At 71.8% G+C, this 16,596-nt stretch carries 13 protein-coding genes; 8 read left to right on the forward strand and 5 right to left on the reverse strand.

Features of this window, described 5'->3' with window-relative positions:
• Positions 1-95: 95 nt before the first annotated feature.
• On the reverse strand, positions 96-3,260 hold the full coding sequence (icmF, locus tag E9934_RS16455) for a fused isobutyryl-CoA mutase/GTPase IcmF (protein WP_136563990.1): 3,165 nt from the start codon (positions 3,258-3,260) through the stop codon (positions 96-98).
• A 112-nt stretch (positions 3,261-3,372) separates the two neighbouring features.
• On the opposite strand from icmF, the gene E9934_RS16460 reads away from it, so the two are divergent.
• Positions 3,373-3,876 carry a MarR family winged helix-turn-helix transcriptional regulator gene (locus E9934_RS16460; RefSeq protein WP_136563991.1) on the forward strand — a complete coding sequence of 168 codons (504 nt, stop codon included), beginning with the start codon at positions 3,373-3,375 and terminating at the stop codon, positions 3,874-3,876.
• A gap of 350 nt (positions 3,877-4,226) precedes the next feature.
• Here the strand turns inward: E9934_RS16460 and E9934_RS16465 are convergent, their stop codons facing one another.
• The 4 genes from E9934_RS16465 to E9934_RS16480 form a co-directional block, all read right to left on the reverse strand.
• Entirely contained in the window at positions 4,227-5,069 is an 843-nt protein-coding gene (locus E9934_RS16465) for a 3-hydroxybutyryl-CoA dehydrogenase (RefSeq protein WP_275106644.1), read from the reverse strand.
• A 129-nt stretch (positions 5,070-5,198) separates the two neighbouring features.
• On the reverse strand, positions 5,199-5,705 hold the full coding sequence (locus E9934_RS16470; protein ID WP_136563993.1) for a low molecular weight protein-tyrosine-phosphatase: 507 nt from the start codon (positions 5,703-5,705) through the stop codon (positions 5,199-5,201).
• A 2-nt stretch (positions 5,706-5,707) separates the two neighbouring features.
• Complete coding sequence (locus E9934_RS16475; RefSeq protein ID WP_136563994.1) at positions 5,708-6,103, reverse strand: phage holin family protein; 396 nt, start codon at positions 6,101-6,103, stop codon at positions 5,708-5,710.
• A gap of 12 nt (positions 6,104-6,115) precedes the next feature.
• Positions 6,116-6,823 (reverse strand): GntR family transcriptional regulator, encoded by a 708-nt coding sequence (locus E9934_RS16480; protein WP_136563995.1) that lies wholly within the window; start codon positions 6,821-6,823, stop codon positions 6,116-6,118.
• Positions 6,824-6,986: 163 nt separating this feature from the next.
• Between E9934_RS16480 and E9934_RS16485 the strand changes: the two genes are divergently transcribed.
• From E9934_RS16485 to E9934_RS16515, 7 genes are all read left to right on the forward strand, one after another.
• Entirely contained in the window at positions 6,987-7,373 is a 387-nt protein-coding gene (locus tag E9934_RS16485; RefSeq protein ID WP_136563996.1) for a hypothetical protein, read from the forward strand.
• The gene (locus tag E9934_RS16490; protein WP_158295039.1) at positions 7,370-8,419 is read left to right on the forward strand and encodes a nuclear transport factor 2 family protein; all 1,050 of its coding nucleotides are present in this window, start codon (positions 7,370-7,372) and stop codon (positions 8,417-8,419) included. The genes E9934_RS16485 and E9934_RS16490 overlap by 4 nt, the downstream gene beginning before the upstream one ends.
• 66 nt (positions 8,420-8,485) lie before the next feature.
• Positions 8,486-11,848, forward strand: coding sequence for a transglutaminase family protein (locus tag E9934_RS16495; protein WP_136563998.1), 3,363 nt, complete (start codon positions 8,486-8,488; stop codon positions 11,846-11,848).
• Positions 11,845-14,319 carry a circularly permuted type 2 ATP-grasp protein gene (locus tag E9934_RS16500; protein WP_136563999.1) on the forward strand — a complete coding sequence of 825 codons (2,475 nt, stop codon included), beginning with the start codon at positions 11,845-11,847 and terminating at the stop codon, positions 14,317-14,319. Before E9934_RS16495 ends, E9934_RS16500 begins: the two co-directional genes overlap by 4 nt.
• Positions 14,316-15,212 carry a transglutaminase family protein gene (locus E9934_RS16505; RefSeq protein ID WP_136564000.1) on the forward strand — a complete coding sequence of 299 codons (897 nt, stop codon included), beginning with the start codon at positions 14,316-14,318 and terminating at the stop codon, positions 15,210-15,212. Before E9934_RS16500 ends, E9934_RS16505 begins: the two co-directional genes overlap by 4 nt.
• Positions 15,213-15,222: 10 nt before the next feature.
• Positions 15,223-15,525 carry a hypothetical protein gene (locus tag E9934_RS19935; RefSeq protein WP_193556918.1) on the forward strand — a complete coding sequence of 101 codons (303 nt, stop codon included), beginning with the start codon at positions 15,223-15,225 and terminating at the stop codon, positions 15,523-15,525.
• Positions 15,526-15,550: 25 nt separating this feature from the next.
• Positions 15,551-16,528: a zinc-binding metallopeptidase family protein gene (locus E9934_RS16515; protein ID WP_136564001.1), complete on the forward strand. Its 978-nt coding sequence runs from the start codon at positions 15,551-15,553 to the stop codon at positions 16,526-16,528.
• Positions 16,529-16,596 lie beyond the last annotated feature (68 nt).

Consider the following 16,596-nt stretch of genomic DNA (forward strand, 5'->3'; position numbering starts at 1 on the left):
CATGAAACGCGGCATCTCGATCAGTCCTTCTCGTCTTCGTAGGTGAGTGGTTCCGAACCTACGTCGTACGACCGCGGGCGCTTTCGACATCGACCTCAGACATTTCTCCGGTACTGGCCGCCCACCTCGAAGAAGGCCTCGGTGACCTGGCCCAGGGTGCAGACCCGCGCCGCGTCCATGAGTACGGCGAACACGTTCTCGCCGCTCGTCGCGGCCTCCTTGAGCCGGGCGATGGCCGCGGCGCCGTCGGTGGCGTGGCGGGCCTGGAAGTCGCGGACCCGGGCGAGCTGCGACTCCTTCTCGGTGGTCGTCGCGCGGGCGAGCTCGATGTGGTCGGGGGTGCCGTCGCCGGCCTCCGGGGCGCGGAAGGTGTTGACGCCGATGATCGGGAGGCTGCCGTCGTGCTTCTTGTGCTCATAGAGCATCGACTCGTCCTGGATCCGGCCGCGCTGGTAGCCGGTCTCCATCGCGCCGAGCACGCCGCCGCGCTCGGAGATCCGGTCGAACTCGGTCAGCACCGCGGCCTCGACGAGATCGGTCAGCTCGTCGATGACGTAGGAGCCCTGGAGCGGGTTCTCGTTCATCGCCAGGCCCCACTCGCGGTTGATGATCAGCTGGATCGCCAGGGCGCGGCGGACCGACTCGGTCGACGGCGTGGTGACCGCCTCGTCGTAGGCGTTGGTGTGCAGCGAGTTGGCGTTGTCATAGATCGCGATGAGTGCCTGCAGCGTGGTGCGGATGTCGTTGAAGTCCATCTCCTGCGCGTGCAACGAGCGACCCGACGTCTGCACGTGGTACTTCAGCTTCTGCGACCGCTCGTTGGCGCCGTAGCGCTCCTTCATCGCCACCGCCCAGATCCGACGTGCGACGCGACCGATGACGGAGTATTCCGGGTCCATGCCGTTGGAGAAGAAGAACGACAGGTTGGGCGCGAAGTCGTCGATGTCCATGCCGCGCGCGAGGTACGACTCGACGTACGTGAAACCGTTGGCGAGCGTGAAGGCCAGCTGGCTGATGGGGTTCGCCCCGGCCTCGGCGATGTGATAGCCGGAGATGGAGACCGAGTAGAAGTTGCGCACCTGCTGCTGGATGAACCACTCCTGGATGTCCGCCATGCAGCGCAGCGAGAACTCCGTGGAGAACAGGCAGGTGTTCTGGCCCTGGTCCTCCTTGAGGATGTCGGCCTGGACGGTGCCGCGCACCGACTTGATCGCCTCGTAGGGATCGATGCCGCGCTCGAGCGCCTGGTCCATCACGGTGTTGAGGAAGAACGCCAGCACGGTCGGGGCGGGCCCGTTGATCGTCATCGACACCGACGTCGTCGGGTCGAGCAGGTCGAAGCCGTCATAGAGCGCCTTCATGTCCTCGAGCGTCGCGACGGAGACGCCGGAGGTGCCGACCTTGCCGTAGATGTCGGGCCGCTCGTCGGGGTCGCGGCCATAGAGCGTGACCGAGTCGAACGCCGTGGACAGGCGGGTGGCGGGCTGGCCCTCGGAGAGCAGCTTGAAGCGCTTGTTGGTGCGGAACGGGTCGCCCTCGCCCGCGAACATCCGCGCCGGGTCCTCGTCGGCGCGCTTGAACGGGAAGACCCCGGCGGTGAAGGGGAAGTGGCCCGGCAGGTTCTCCCGGCGCCAGAAGCGCACCAGCTCGCCCTGGTCGTCGAAGCGCGGGACCGCGACGCGCGGCACGCGGTTGCCGGCGAGGGACTCGCGCCCATTGCTCGCTGTGTCCTCGTCGTACGACGCCACGACACCGGGCCACGCGTCGAGCTGGTCGCGCACCTCCAGCGGCAGGTCGTCGTTGGCTCGGGCAGCGGCCGCCTGCAGGTCCTCGAGCTCGGCCAGCTCGGCGGCCACGGCGGTGAAGCGCTGGGCGCGGCGGACCTTCTCGACGAGCGCCTCCGTCTCGGCGTGGTAGCCGCGGACGGTCTCGGTGATCTCCGCCAGGTAGCGCACCCGGTCGGCCGGCAGCACCTGCTGGATGCGCGTCGAGTGCTTGCCCGCGACCGGCGCGAGCTGCCCGTCGGCGGCGTCGAGACCCTTGTCGACGAGGAGGTCGCGCAGGTGCTGGTAGAGCGCGGTGACGCCGTCGTCGTCGAACGTGGCCGCCGACGTGCCGTAGACGGGCATGTCGGAGGGCTGTTGCCCGAACGCCTCACGGTTGCGGACCATCTGGCGGCCCACGTCGCGCAGGGCGTCGGCCGCGCCACGCCGCTCGAACTTGTTGATCGCGACGACGTCGGCGAAGTCGAGCATGTCGATCTTCTCGAGCTGCGAGGCGGCGCCGAACTCCGGTGTCATGACATAGAGCGAGGTGTCGACGAACGGCACGATCGCCGCGTCGCCCTGGCCGATGCCCGGGGTCTCGACGATCACCAGGTCGAAGCCGGCAGCCTTCACGACGTCGAGCACGTCGGTCAGGTGCTCGGGGACCTCGTGCGCGCCGCGGGTCGCGAGGCTGCGGAAGTAGACACGGTCGCGGTCGAGGCCGGTCAGGTCGAGGCTGTTCATCCGGATCCGGTCGCCGAGCAGCGCGCCGCCGCCCTTGCGGCGGGTGGGGTCGACGGCGATCACGGCGACGCGGACCTTGTCCTGCTGGTCGACCCGCAGGCGTCGTACGAGCTCGTCGGTCAGGCTGGACTTGCCGGAGCCGCCCGTGCCGGTGATGCCGAGGACGGGCACGTGGCGACCGGCCGCAGCCGTGCGGATCCGGCCGAGGAACGCCTCGTCGAGCCGCCCGAGCTCAGCGCCGGTGATCGCCCGGGCGAGGGCCGTGCGCTCACCGCTGACCACCTGCTCCGCCGTCACCGCGCCGACCTCCCAGAGGTCGGTGTCGCAGTCGGCGACGACGGTGTTGACCATGCCCGGGAGGCCGAGCCGCTGCCCGTCCTCGGGGGAGAAGATGGTGACGCCCGAGGTGCGCAGCCGGTCGATCTCGTCGTGCACGATGACGCCGCCGCCGCCGCCGACCACGCGGATGTGCCCGGCTCCGCGCTCGGCCAGCAGCTGGGTGAGGTATTCGAAGTACTCCACGTGGCCGCCCTGGTAGGACGACACCGCGATGCCCTGCACGTCCTCCTCGATCGCGGCCTCGACGACCTCCGCCACCGAGCGGTTGTGGCCCAGGTGGATGACCTCGCAGCCCTGGCCCTGGAAGATCCGCCGCATGATGTTGATCGACGCGTCGTGCCCGTCGAACAGGCTGGAGGCGGTCACCAGCCGGACGGGGTGGGTCGGGACGTGCAGGTCGGTCGTGGCCATCGGGTGCGGGTCTCCTCGCGATTGATCGGTGATCCGATAGTAGGACGTCCTACTAAAAAACGCTAGGACGTCCTACGAATTCCGGCCGAGCTCCCGGTGTAGGGTTCGGCGCATGTCCGCGCCCCGGCTCCCGTTCGACCCGATCGACCGCGCGGGCCAGTCGTGGGAGGAGCACTTCGGTCCCGCCACCGCCATGCGGCTCGCGACCTCGGTGATGCGCGTGCAGCAGCTGATGCTCGGCTCGCTCGACGCGGCCCTCAAGCCCTTCGGGTTGACGTTCTCCCGCTATGAGGTGCTCGTGCTGCTCAAGTTCAGCCAACGCGCCTCGCTGCCGCTCAGCAAGATCGGCGAGCGCCTGATGGTGCACCCGACGTCGGTCACGAGCGCGATCGACCGGCTCGAGGCGCAGGGGTACGTCGAACGCGTGCCCGACGGGGCCGACCGTCGCCGTACGCTCGCCCAGCTCACCCCGGCCGGCCTCGCCGCCGTCACCGCGGCCACCGACGCCGTCGAGCAGATCGACTTCGCCGTCACCGGCCTCACCGACCGCCAGCAGGAGGACGCCTACCAGCTGCTCCGTCGCCTGCGGAAGGCCTCGGGCGACTTCGCCGAGTAGCCGTCCGCCCGTGGGTCGAGAAGGCCGGCGTGCTCCCGTTGGTCGAGGAGGCCGGCCACGGCCGTCTCGAGACCGCTGTGCCTGACGGGCGGGACTGGAGTGGGTCGGCGCCTGCGGTGCCGGACGGGACAACCCCCGCCGGCGCATCGGGGTGCCCTCGGCGGGAAGCTGGATCAGGGGCCCGGGACAGTGGCCGAGGGCGGGGTCCCCGCTCTGCGCCGCCGGGGGTTGACCCGGGAGGCGCCGCAGGCGCCGACCCGCCACCCACCCGACCGGACGGACCCTGCATCACGTACCGGCGTCTCGAGACGCTTGCTGCGCAAGCCCTCGACGAACGGGCGGGGCGGTGATCAGTAGGTGTAGAAGCCGCGCCCGGTCTTGCGGCCGAGCAGGCCGGCCTCGACCATGCGGTTGAGCAGCGGCGGCGCGGTGTAGAGCGGCTCCTTGAACTCCTCGTAGAGCGACTCGGCGATCGCGCGGGTGGTGTCGAGGCCGATCAGGTCGGCCAGTGCGAGCGGGCCCTGCGGGTGGGCGGCTCCGAGCACGAAGCCCTGGTCGATGTCCTCGGCCGTGGCGAAGCCCGACTCGAGCATCCGGATCGCCGAGAGGATGAAGGGGATCAGCAGCGCGTTGACGACGAAGCCGGCGCGGTCCTGGCAGTCGATCGCGTTCTTGCCGAGGTCGTCCTGCACGAACGTCCGCGCGCGCTCGGTGGTGGACTCGGCGGTCATCAGGGACGGGACCAGCTCGACCAGCTTGAGCACGGGCACCGGGTTGAAGAAGTGCACGCCGAGCACGTGGGTAGGCCGCTGGGTGGCGACCGCGAGCTTCATGATCGGGATCGAGGAGGTGTTGGACGCGAGGATCGCGTCGGGGTCGGTCACGATGGCGTCGAGGCGGCGGAAGAGCTCGGTCTTCGCGGCCTCGTCCTCGATGATGGCCTCGATGACCAGCTGTCGGTCGGCGAGGACATCGAGGTCGACGACCACCTGGATGCGCTCGAGTACGGCGTCCGCGGACTCGATCTTGCCGCGGCTCTCGGCTCGCTTGAGCGAGGCCTCCAGGCGGTTGCGGGCCGCGTCGACGGCGGCCGCGGACGACTCGACCACGATGACGTCCTTGCCTGCCCGCGCGCTGACCTCGGCGATGCCCGAGCCCATCAGTCCGCCGCCGATCACGCCGACCCGCTGGATGTCCGTCATGTCCTGCTCCCTCGTCTCGTCCGGCTCGGATGGGCCCGATGGGGGCGGCCCGCGGTCAATCTAGGCGCAAATGAGACTGAGTTCCATCCCGGTGACACCAAAGTCCGCAGCGGATCCTTGTCAGGTTCCGACGACGGACCGGAGTCGCTCGACGAGCTGGTCGGCGGTGCGCTCGACCATCGTCAGGACGTCGACGAAGCCGGACTCGCCGCCGTGCCAGGGGTCGGGCACGTCCTCGCCCGTCCCCTCAGGGTCGAAGTCGCGGAAGAGCCGGAGGCGCTCGGGCGTCGCGGGACCGAGCGCCTGGAGGTCGGCGAGGTTCTGGCGGTCCATCTCCAGGAGCAGGTCGACGTTCGCCAACCAGTCGGTGCGCACCTGCTGGGCCCGGTGGCGGGTGGGGTCGTAGCCCTCTCGCGTCAGCAGTGCGGCGGAGCGCCGGTCCATCGCCTCGCCGACGTGCCAGTCGCCGGTGCCGGCACTGACGACCTCCACGACCTCACCCAGACCGGCAGCCGCGAGACGGTCGGTGAGGACGACGTCGGCGGTGGGGGAGCGGCAGATGTTGCCGAGACAGATCAGCGCCACGCGGTAGCGCCCGGCCTCCAGCGGAGGTGGCGCCTCCGTCATCCTCAGTCCTCCTCGACGCCGACGAACGCGTCGAGGAACCACGTCGTGACGCTGATGATGATCGCCCCGCCGACCGCAGGCCAGAAGCCGGTGACGTGGAAGCCGAGGTCGACGAGGTCGGCCAGCCAGGCCGTCAGCTGGAGCAGCAGCGCGTTGAGCACGATCAGGAAGAGCCCGAGGGTGAGGAGGATGAACGGGATCGACAGGATCGTGAGCACCGGCTTGACGAACGCCGTGATCGCGCAGGAGATCAGCGCGACGATCAGCAGCGGCACGATCTTGTCCTCGATCTCCGCACGCCCGTGGCGGGCGCCCTCGAACCAGATGCCGTCCATGATCCAGGCGGCGACGGCGAGGGCGGCGGCGGTGATGCCCCAACGGGAGACGAAGGCCAGCATGGCGTCAGTGTGTCACTCGAGCTGCAGGGCCTCGATGATCTCGATCTCGGCGTCGGCGATGTGCCCGCGCAGGAAGTCGTGAGCGCCACCGGGGCCGTCGAGACGTCCGGCCTCCAGCAGGGCGACCAGGCCCTCGTGCGACTCGGCCTCGTCGTGCGCGTTGCGGTTGAGCCGGTCGACCTGGGCGAGGGCGAGCTTGAGCTCGTCCATCAGTGCCTCGGCCATCTGGGTCAGGCGGACGCTGCCGGTGAGCTCGACGAGGGAGACGTGGAAGGCGAGGTGGCGCTCGTTCAGCTCCTCGTAGGACGCGGTGCCACCGCGGACCGCACCGGTGTAGGCGTCGAGGGTGTCGCGCACCCGCTGTCGTCGTACGTCGTCAGCGGTGGTCCAGGCCCGAACGCCGGCCCCCTCGAGGACCCAGCGCGCGCGGCACACGTCGCGGACCGAGTCGGCCCGCGGGGTCGCGACGCTCACGCCGCGGTGGGGCTCACGGGTGGCCAGGCCCTCCGCCACCAGCACGGTCAGCGCCTCGCGGACGGTCGGGCGCGAGACGCCGAGCGACTCGGCCAGCGCGATCTCGCGCAGCGGGGTGCCGCTCTCCAGCTCGCCCTCGAAGACTGCGCGCCGCAGCTCGGCGGCCACCCTGCTCGCGGTCGACGCGTGCTCGACGGCGACGGAGGCGAACCGCGGGTGGTTGCCCGGCGCTAGCGTTGCCGACATGTGCTCATTGTGCCGCGCGGTCGCGGCGACGGCGGGCCGTCCCATCGGTTGACGGGTGGGCCGCCGCCACCTCGCGGCCCGACGACGGCGACCGCCCAGGATTGGGGCGCGGTGCGGCGGGATAGGTTGAGCCACGTCCCCCGTCCGCGCTGAGGAGCCATCGGTGTCCGACACCCCCCAGAGCCAGCCGCGCTCGATCCTTGCCGTGCTCGGCGTCCTCGTCCTCGTGGCCGCCGTGGTCGCGGGCGCGATCCTGCTCGCGCAGCGGGCCAGTGACCGGACGGCGGGCCCGGACAACGGTGAGACCTCGTCCCCGTCGGACCAGGCATCGATCAACGACGCGCCGACCCCGTCCACCGGCGCCAGCGGCGACGCCAGCGACGAGCTGGCGGACCTGCCCACCATCGACTCCTCGGACTTCCCGACGGTGACGGAGGAGGCGGGCCTGCCGACCGGCTTTCCGACCGACAATTTCCCCGCGCAGTTCCCGACCGACTCGGCCGGCTGGGACGAGTGGGCTGAGGACCAACTGGAGCAGATGAGGCCATGAGCAACTTCGACCCGCCCAGCTACGGCGCCGTTCCCCCGTCCGGCCCTCCGTCCGGCCCTCCGTCGGGCCCGCCGCCGGCCTTCCCGCCCCCGGGCGGCCCTCCTGGCTTCCCGCCGCCGGGCGCCCCTCCCGGCTTCCCGCCCCCGGGCGGGCCGTCGGGCTCCGGTGGCTCGCGCAAGGGCCTGTGGATCACGCTGGCCGTCGTGGGTGTGGTGCTGCTGGTGGGCCTCGCGGTCGGCCTGGTGCTGCTCCTGACCGGTGACGACGACAAGAACGACAAGGACGGCCGCGACAAGGGCAGCTCGAGCGCCGAGCCCAGCGCCAGCGGCAGTGGTGGCGCTGCGGGCGATCCCGCCGACGTCGTCGAGGCGCTCCTCGACGAGGCCGAGGCGGGCGACTGCGACGCTGCGCAGGCCTACCTGACCACGGACGCGCAGGCGGGGGATCCCTGCTCCTCCGAGGAGTTCGAGTTCCTCTCGTCCGGCGACGTCGAGACCGAGGTCGGGGACGCGGAGGTCGACGGCGACACCGCGACCGTGCCGGTCGACTTCACCGAGTCCGCCGTCACCCAGAGCTACGACTTCACCCTCGAGGCCGTCGACGGTGAGTGGCTGGTGGCCGACTGGACCCCGAGCCTGGACCTCCCGCCGCCTCCGTCCTCCTCCACCACGGACGACCCGACCGGTGGCTCCACGGGCGCGCCGAGCGGTGGCAGCACCGCTGCCAGCGTGCCCAACGACCCTGCGTCGGTCGCCGAGGCCCTCTACCAGTCGACCCTCAACAGCGACTGTGCCACCGCCAACGACCTGGTGACCGAGGAGTTCAAGGCGCGTGAGGGCGAGTGCGACCCCACCGACGCCCCGACCGAGGGCTTCGACCCCTCCGACTTCACCATCGAAGCGGGGGAGCCGGTCTACAACGCGGCGCGGGACGAGGCCACCGTGCCGGTCGATCTCGGTTTCATGGGCACCACGGTCCCGACCACCTTCACGCTCATCCAGGTCGACGGGCGCTGGTTGGTCGACGCCGTCGACGGTGAGATGTAGGCAACCGAGCACCGCCGTCACCTCGCCGAAACACGAAGGCTGTCCCTGCTGCCTAGGCTGGCGACCATGTCGATCAAGGTCGCACTCGAGCACCGCACGACGTACGACTTCGCGCACCCGGTCGCGGTCGGGCCGCACGTCGTGCGGTTGCGGCCCGCGCCCCACTGCCGCACACCGATCGAGGCCTACTCGCTGAAGGTGGAGCCGGCCGGACACTTCGTGAACTGGCAGCAGGACCCGTTCGGCAACTGGCTGGCCCGCCTGGTCTTCCCGGAGAAGGTGAGCACGCTCGACATCACCGTCGGTCTCGTCGCCGACATGATGGTGATCAACCCGTTCGACTTCTTCATCGAGGAGCAGGCCGAGCGGTACCCGTTCGACTACGCGCCCGACGTGGCGGCCGACCTGGCGCCGTACCTGCGTGACGTGCCGGACTCGGCCCGGGCGACCGCATGGAAGGACGCCCTCCCGGAGCTGCCGGACGACGGGGTGCCGACGGTCCAGTTCCTGGCCGACCTCAACGCCGCCGTCCACCGCGACGTCGCCTACTCGGTGCGGATGGAGCCCGGCGTGCAGTCGCCGGACCAGACGCTGGAGATCGGCATCGGCTCGTGCCGCGACTCGGCCTGGCTGCTGGTCAGCCTGCTGCGGCAGTACGGTCTGGCCGCCCGGTTCGTCTCCGGCTACCTCGTGCAGCTCGCTCCCGACGCCTACGCGACCGAGGGGCTGGACGGCCCGCCGGGACCGAAGGAGGACTTCACCGACCTCCATGCCTGGACCGAGGTGTTCCTGCCCGGTGCCGGCTGGGTCGGCATGGACCCGACCAGCGCCCTCTTCGCGGGGGAAGGGCACATCCCGCTGTCGGCGACCCCGCACCCGAGCTCCGCGGCGCCGATCGAGGGCGCCACGGACCCGGTCGAGGTCACGTTCTCCTACAGCAACACCGTCACGCGGGTGCACGAGGACCCGCGGGTCACCGCGCCCTACACGCCCGAGCAGTGGGCGCGGATCGATGCCCTCGGCGCCGCGGTCGACCGGCGCCTGGACGCCGGCGACGTGCGGCTGACGATGGGCGGCGAGCCGACCTTCGTCGCGATGGCCGACGCCTCGACGCCGGAGTGGAGCACCGACGCCGACGGGCCGGTCAAGCGGCAGCTGGCGGGCGATCTCGCCGCTCGTCTCCAGGAGCTCCACGCGCACGGCGGCGTCGTGCACCGCGGTCAGGGCAAGTGGTATCCCGGCGAGCCGCTGCCGCGCTGGTCGATCGCGCTGCAGCGGCGAGCCGACGGCGAGCCGCTGTGGACCGATCCCGCGCTGTTCGCCGACCCGTGGTCGCCGGGCACGGCCACCCGACGCGACGCCGAGCGCCTCGGCCTCGAGGTCGTCCGGCTGCTGCGGCTCTCCGCCCAGCAGCTGCGCCCCGCCTTCGAGGACCCGTTCGCCGCGCTCGCCGACCACGTCGCGCAGCCCTACGGCGACCGTCCGACCGCCCGCGAGGACGACGCGACCGAGGACCTCGTCGCCAGGCTCGACGCCGACGTCGTCGAGCCCACCGGATGGGTGCTGCCACTGACGACCGGCGAGACGGGCTGGACCAGTCCGGTGTGGCAGTTCCGGCGCGGCCGGCTGGTGCTGACGCCCGGCACGAGCGCGGTCGGCCTGCGGCTGCCGCTGTCCTCGGTCGACTGGGTCGATCCCGAGTCGCCGGCGCAGCCGTCGTACCTCGAGGCGGGCGCACCCCTCGAGCCGGGCCTGCCCTCGGTGGCGCTGACCGCGCCCGAGGGAGCCGACCGGACCGCGCTCGCCTTCGAGAGCCGCGACGGGCACGTCCACGTGTTCCTGCCGCCGACCACCCGGCTCGAGGACTACGCGGACCTCGTCCACCTCGTGGAGACCGCGGCCTCCGCTGTCGGCGTGCCGGTCGTGCTCGAGGGCTACCAGCCGCCGCCGGACCCCCGCCTGGTCCAGCTCTCCGTGACGCCCGACCCCGGGGTCATCGAGGTCAACGTGCAGCCGACCCGCACCTGGGCCGAGCAGCGGGACCTGACGCAGACGCTCTACTCGCAGGCCCGGCTCGCCCAGCTCACGACCGAGAAGTTCGACCTCGACGGCCTGCACACCGGCACCGGCGGCGGCAACCACCTCACCCTCGGGGGGCACCAGCCGGTCGACAGCCCGCTGCTGCGCCGTCCGGACCTGCTCGTCAGCCTGATCACCTACTGGCAGCGGCATCCCTCGCTGTCCTACCTCTTCTCCGGACGCTTCATCGGGCCGACCAGCCAGGCGCCGCGCTTCGACGAGGGGCGGCCCGAGGCGGTCTATGAGATGGAGATCGCCTGCGCCGAGGTGCTCCGGTTGGTCGCCGACGCGGAGACCGACGGCCACGAGCCCCGGCCGTGGCTGGTCGACCGGGCGCTGCGGCACCTCCTCACCGATCTCACCGGCAACACCCACCGGGCGGAGTTCTGTATCGACAAGCTCTACAGCCCCGACTCGACGCGCGGCCGCCTCGGCCTGCTCGAGCTGCGTGGCTTCGAGATGCCGCCCCACCCGCAGATGGCGCTGGTGCAGGCGCTGTTGGTCCGCAGCCTCGTCGCGATGTTCTGGGACCGTCCGATCGACCCGACGACGGCGCCGCTCGTGCGCTGGGGCACCCGGCTGCACGAGGACTTCCTCCTGCCCCACGGTGCGGTCGCCGACATCAACCAGGTCGTCACCGACCTCGCCGATGCCGGGATCGACTTCGACCCGGCCTGGCTCGCGCCGTTCACCGAGTTCCGCTTCCCCCGCATCGGGTTCGCCGACCTCACCGCCGCCGCGGGCGCGCCGATCCACCTCGAGCTGCGTCAGGGCGTCGAGCCGTGGCACGTCCTCGGGGAGGAGGCGACCGGCGGCGGCACCGCGCGCTACGTCGACTCGTCGGTCGAGCGCATCCAGGTGACCGTCCGTGGGATCGACCCGGGCCGTCACCTCCTCACGTGTCAGGGTGTCCCCGTGCCCCTGACCCGCATCGACGCGCAGGCGACCGGTGTCCCCGGTGGCCGGGTCGTCGCCGCGGGCCTGCCGGGCGACGCGTTCTACGGCGGGGTCCGCTACAAGGCCTGGCAGCCGTGGTCGGCGCTCCATCCGTCGATCCCGGTCGACTCGCCGCTGACCTTCGACGTCGTCGACCTCGACGCCGGGACCAGCCTCGGTGGCGCGACCTATCACGTGGTGCACCCGGGCGGCCGCAACTACGACCACCCGCCGGTCAACGCCAACGAGGCCGAGGCCCGCCGCGCCGCCCGCTTCGAGACCGGTCGTCACACGGCGGGCCGTTTCGACACCGCCGCGCTGCGCCGACAGGCACGCCAGGTCGCGTCCGACGAATACCCGCACACCCTGGACCTGCGTCGGGTCGCTCGTCCTCCGCGGAGCGCTCTTCCGTGACCCTGCTCCGCGACTACGCCGCGGGCCTCAACCAGCCGACCCTGTCGCAGCTGACGCCCGACGGACCGCCGCGCTTCGACGAGGTGATCGGGCCGGACGGGTCACTGCGTGCGCCGTGGAAGCGGCTGGCGGAGGTCGTCGCCAACATCGACGCCGACGACATGCGCCGGGTCGCGGCGGAGATCGACCGCTTCCTCGAGGACGACGGCGTCACGATCTCCCGCCCGGGGGAGCGGCCGACCCGCTGGCGGCTCGATCCGGTGCCGGTGCTCGTCGACGCAGCGTCGTGGAAGCAGCTCGAGGTCGGCCTGGCGCAGCGGGCGGAGCTGCTCAACGCCGTCCTCGCCGATCTGTACGGCGACCAGACCCTGCTGGCCGAGGGCATCATCCCCGCGCCCGTAGTGCTGGCACATCGTGGCTTCACCCGGATCGTGGCGCGCCCGTCCGTCACCGATCCCCGGCCGCTGGTGCTGTCCGCGACCGATCTGGGCCGGGACGCCGACGGGGCGTGGCACGTCCTCGGTGACCGCACGCAGGCGCCGTCCGGACTGGGCTATGCGCTGGAGAACCGGCGGGTTCTCAGTCGCGTGATGCCCGAGCTCCATCGCGAGGCCGACCTGCACCGGATGGCGCCGTACCTCTGGGCGCTGCGGTCCGCGCTCCTGCAGTCGGCGACCGGCGACCTGCCCGACCCACGGGTCGTGGTGCTGAGCCCGGGATCGCACTCCGAGACCTACTACGACCAGGCCGCGATCGCCACGAACCTCGGCTTCCCGCTCGTCCAGGGCAGCGACCTGACCGTGCGTGACGGCTGGGTGCTGATGCGCACGCCGCGGCGTCTCGAGCGGGTCGACGTCATCCTGCGCCGCCTCGATGCCGACTGGAGCGATCCGCTCGAGCTGCGCGGCGACTCCCAGCTCGGCGTCGCCGGGATCGCGGAGGCCGTGCGGCGGGGGCGGGTCAGGGTCGTCAACGGTCTCGGTGCGGGTGTCCTGGAGAACCCGGGACTGCTGCCCTACCTGCCCGCCGCCAGCGAGCACCTGCTCGGTGAGGCGCTGCGGCTGCCCTCGCAGTCGACGTGGTGGTGCGGCGACCCCGACGGGCTCGACCACGTCCTCTCCCATCTCGACGAGCTGACCGTGCGCACCATCGACGGCTCCGACCTGACCCTCGCCGGGGCCTCCCCGGAGCGGATCCGGCTGACGGTGCTCGCGCGCCCGTGGCTGTTCGTGGGGCAGGCGCCGCTGGCGCTGTCGCAGGCGCCGTCGTGGGGTGGCGCGTCCGCACGGGCGTCCGCGATCGCGGTGCGCACCTTCACCCTGCGCTACGGCTCGGCCTATCGGCCGCTGATGGGCGGGCTGGCCAGCGTCCGCGACGGCGGCCGCTCGGTGGCCAGCAAGGACGTGTGGGTCCTCAAGGAGGAGACCGCCGAGGCCGACCAGGGGCTGGCCGACGTGATGCCGATGACCGCTGTCCGGTCGCTGCCGGCGACCGTGCCGCGCGTCCTCGACGACATGTTCTGGATGGGCCGCTACGCCGAGCGCGCCGAGGACCTGCTGCGACTGGTGCTCGTGGTCCACGTGCTCGTCGCCGACTACCGCACCCGACCGCGCACGACGGGAGGCGTCAGCCTCGAGGTGATGATGGACGCGGTGCACCGGCTCACCGGCCGGCAGCACGACGACGATGACGAGGACCTGCGCTCGATCCTCCTCGACGAGGACCGGGTCGGCTCGGCCGCCCACGCCCTCGCCTCGCTGCGTGACGCGCTCACCGGCGTGCGGGACCAGATGTCGCTGGACGCCTGGCGCGCCATGGGCAGCGTCGAGCGCGCGACCGCCGTGCTGGAGGGCTCCCGCCACAGCCACCAGATCGCCGAGTCCGCCGGCCGGATGCTCACGGGTGTGCTCGCGCTGCAGGGCGTCACCGCCAGCATGATCCGGGATGCGGGGTGGCACATCGGCGTCGTGGGCCGCCATCTCGAGCGGGGCCTGCAGATCACCCACCTGCTGCGCCTCACCGTCGAGCGGCGCGGGATCGACGTCGATCGGGAGGTGCTGTCCGCCGTGCTGACGGCAGCCGAGAGCTCGGTGACCCATCGCCGGCGCTACCGCGACTACGTCCGTCCGGCCGGCGTCCTGGACCTGCTGCTCCGCGACCCGGAGAACCCGCGCTCGCTGGCCTTCAGCCTCGACCAGCTCCGCGACCACCTCGCGGCACTGCCGGCGTCGACCGGGTCGACCCGCCCCGAGCGCCTGCTGGACGATCTGGTGGCCGAGCTGTCCGGGATCGACGTGTCGGCGCTCGTGGCGATCGGCGGCGTCCGGCGCCCGCACCTGGCGGCCTTCCTCGACAGCGTCCAGGTCCAGCTGGAGCGGCTCGCCGTCGCCGTCGGCGAGCTGCACTTCGCCACCGGCCCGCGCCCGCGCAGCTTCGGCGCGCTCCCCGTGCGCGAGGAGGTGACGGTGTGACGGAGACGGCCAGCACGCGCTACCGGGTCGAGCACCGCACGACCTACACCTACGACGACGACGTCACCGACAGCCTCGGGGTCGGCCACCTGCTCCCGCGCAGCCTGCCCTGGCAGCAGGTCGGGTCCTACGACGTCACCGTCACGCCCGCGCCCAGCGACGTCAACAGCGACACGGACTACTACGGCAACAGCGTCCTCTACTTCCAGGTGACCTCCCCACACACCGAGCTCCTCGTCGTCGGCGGCGGGGACGTGACGGTGTCGGTGCCGGTCGTTGACGAAGCGGCCCTCGCGCGGCCCTGGGAGGAGCTCCGCCCGCTCGTCCGGCGCGACCTCCCGGGCGCCTGGCAGGCGGCCGACTTCGCGCTGCCGAGCGCCGGGGTGCCGCTCCACGTCGGCGTGCGGGACTACGCCGCCGCCTCGCTCGTGCCCGGTCGCCCGATCGGCGAGGCCGTCACCGACCTGATGCACCGCATCCACGCGGAGTTCGACTACGACGCCACGGCCACCACCGTCACGTCGACCGTCGCCGAGATCCTGGCCAAGCGGGCCGGCGTCTGCCAGGACTTCGCGCACCTCACCCTCGCGGCGCTGCGCAGCCACGGGCTCGCGGCGCGCTACGTCAGCGGCTACCTCGCCACCGAGCCGCCGCCGGGCAAGGAGCGGGTCGTCGGCGCGGACGCGTCGCACGCGTGGGTCCAGGTGTGGCTGGGTGGCGACGACTGGCTGGCGCTCGACCCGACCAACGACCAGTGGCAGAACGAGCGCTACGTGACGCTCGCCTGGGGCCGCGACTACGGCGACGTACCGCCGCTCAAGGGCGTCATCTTCACCGAGGCCACCACCTCGACCCTCGCCGTTTCGGTCGACGTCGCTCCCGTTCCCTCCTAGGGTGGTTTGCATGAGCCAGCCGCCGTACGGTGTCCCGCCCCAGCAGGGCTATCCCGGCCAGCCGCAACCGGGCTACGGCCAGCCCGGACAGGCCCCGCCGCCGGCCTATCTCGGCGGCGGAGCGCCCGCCCCCGCCGGCGCTCCCGCGCCCTACGGTGCCCCGCAGGGCTACGGCGCGCCGCAGGGCTTCGGCGGGCCCGGGCTGCCGCCTCCGCCGGCGACCCAGCCGCGGACCATCGGCCTGGTGATGGGCTTGATCACGACGTTCGCGCTCGTCGCGTTCGCCGTGCTCGTCCTCCTGGTCACCCTCTGACGGCGACGCGACCTGGTCTCGGGCCGTGCGTTCCTTCTCCTGCCGTGCCTGCGGCAATCCGCTGTTCTTCGAGAACTCCGTGTGCGTCGCGTGCGGCACGGCCCTCGGCTTCTCGCGCGGTGAGCGCGACATCGTGCCCGTCGACGACCAGGGCTCCTACGTCGATGCGGCGGGGCTGGTCTGGCACGTGTGCCGCAACCTCAACCTCTCGGGGTGCACCTGGCTGGCGCCGATCGACGGCGGCCAGTGCGAGGCCTGCGACCTGACCCGCACCCGACCGGCGGACGACGATCTCGAGGGGACCTCGCAGTTCCCGGCCGCGGAGGCGGCCAAGAGGCACCTGGTGGTCGAGCTCGACCACTTCGGCTTCGACGTCTCGGGGCTGGTCTTCGACATGCTGTCGAGCAGCGGCGCGGCCGGCGAGGACGTGGTGATCGGGCACGCGGACGGGGTGATCACGATCGACCTTGCCGAGTCCGACGACGCCCGCCGGGAGCGGATCCGTCAGGAGCTGGGCGAGCCCTACCGGACTCTGCTGGGCCATCTCCGGCACGAGGTCGGCCACTACCTGCAGGCGCAGCTGGTCACCCCGGACCGTCCCGAGGTGCTGGCCCGCTGTCGTGAGCTCTTCGGTGACGAGCAGGCCGACTACCAGGCCGCGATCGACCGCCACTACTCCGAGGGGCCGCCTCCGGACTGGGCGTCGTCCCACATCACGACGTACGCGACGATGCATCCCTTCGAGGACTTCGCCGAGACGTTCGCCCACTACCTGCACATCAGCGACACGTGCGAGACGGCGGCGGCCCACGGTCTGGTCACCGTCGACGTGCAGGCCTTCAGTCTCTTCCACGACCTGGTGCGTGCGGTGTGGGTGCCGCTGTCGGTGGCGCTCAACCAGATCAACCGGTCGATGGGCAAGGACGACCTCTACCCGTTCGTCATCCCCGACCCGGTCCTCGACAAGCTGGACTTCGTGGCGGGACTGGCCTCGCGCCACTGATCCGGGCCGGATCGACGCCGAGCCCGTCGAGGTGGTGGCCGTCACCAGGCGTCCGGGTGCGAGCGTCG

The organism is Nocardioides caeni, from assembly GCF_004912195.1.
GTDB lineage: Bacteria > Actinomycetota > Actinomycetes > Propionibacteriales > Nocardioidaceae > Nocardioides > Nocardioides caeni.

Bases quoted from the DNA above. Each gene is read 5' to 3' on its own strand.
- icmF (WP_136563990.1), bottom strand. From the start codon at position 3,260: ATGGCCACGACCGACCTGCACGTCCCGACCCACCCCGTCCGGCTGGTG.
- E9934_RS16460 (WP_136563991.1), top strand. From the start codon at position 3,373: ATGTCCGCGCCCCGGCTCCCGTTCGACCCGATCGACCGCGCGGGCCAG.
- E9934_RS16470 (WP_136563993.1), bottom strand. From the start codon at position 5,705: ATGACGGAGGCGCCACCTCCGCTGGAGGCCGGGCGCTACCGCGTGGCG.
- E9934_RS16475 (WP_136563994.1), bottom strand. From the start codon at position 6,103: ATGCTGGCCTTCGTCTCCCGTTGGGGCATCACCGCCGCCGCCCTCGCC.
- E9934_RS16480 (WP_136563995.1), bottom strand. From the start codon at position 6,823: ATGTCGGCAACGCTAGCGCCGGGCAACCACCCGCGGTTCGCCTCCGTC.
- E9934_RS16490 (WP_158295039.1), top strand. From the start codon at position 7,370: ATGAGCAACTTCGACCCGCCCAGCTACGGCGCCGTTCCCCCGTCCGGC.
- E9934_RS16495 (WP_136563998.1), top strand. From the start codon at position 8,486: ATGTCGATCAAGGTCGCACTCGAGCACCGCACGACGTACGACTTCGCG.
- E9934_RS19935 (WP_193556918.1), top strand. From the start codon at position 15,223: ATGAGCCAGCCGCCGTACGGTGTCCCGCCCCAGCAGGGCTATCCCGGC.